The sequence below is a fragment of the Stagnihabitans tardus genome, from assembly GCF_009925085.1.
Taxonomy (GTDB): Bacteria; Pseudomonadota; Alphaproteobacteria; order Rhodobacterales; family Rhodobacteraceae; genus Stagnihabitans; species Stagnihabitans tardus.
The window spans coordinates 1-756 of record NZ_JAABNR010000089.1 but is presented as its reverse complement, the minus strand read 5'-3'; the positions used below and the strand labels follow the sequence as shown (position 1 = coordinate 756).

Below are 756 nucleotides of genomic sequence, written 5' to 3'. Positions count from 1 at the left end.
CTCAGAACCTTCTGAAATCACGTCTTGCCCATCGCAAATCCCGAGAAGAGATTTTCAGGACCATTTCGGCACTTCGGCAGCAAGGGCTGACGTGCAGCGAGATCGGGCGGCGAACGGGGTTTCCCCGACGTAGCGTCGCGAAATGGCTGCAGTTCGAGACGCCACCGGACCGAAAGCGCGCGGTCCTCAAACGCTCGTCTGCATGGTATTTTGAAGAGTACCTGAAGGAATGCTGGGAGAACGGTATTCGCAGCGGCAATGCACTGCTCCCTTTGATCCAAGAACGTGGTTACGAGGGCAGCCTGTCAAACTTGCAGCGGCTCTTGGCCGGATGGCGCAGAGCCGAAAAACAGGAACAGGAGGGACCCATCAAGGAAGATCAGATCCTTGCACCGGTCCGGGACCCGGAAACCGGGCACGCGATTTCCCCGGTTATCGCGGCAGCACTCTGCATCAAACCAAGAGGAAAATTCACCTTGGAACAGGCGAGAAAAGTCGAAGTTCTCAAGGAAGGCTCGCCTGCCTTCACAACAATGCGGCGCCTCGCCATGCGTTTCAATGGCATCTTGCGTGGTCGAAAAGCAGACCCGCTGCCCGCCTGGATCGACGATGCGATCGAAACGGACCTGGCGCCCATCGTGCGGTTCGCCCGAACCTTGAACAGAGACATTGATGCGGTCAGGAATGCGATCGAAATGGAGTGGAGCAATGGTCAAGCCGAAGGCCAGATCAACCGATTGAAGACCTTGAAGCGCG

The 756-nt window shown here is 57.1% G+C and carries 1 protein-coding gene; it reads left to right on the top strand.

From position 1 onward, the window contains the following. Positions 1–756 (top strand): transposase (locus GV832_RS22770; RefSeq protein ID WP_168776936.1); only part of this gene is annotated, 756 nt, incomplete at both ends.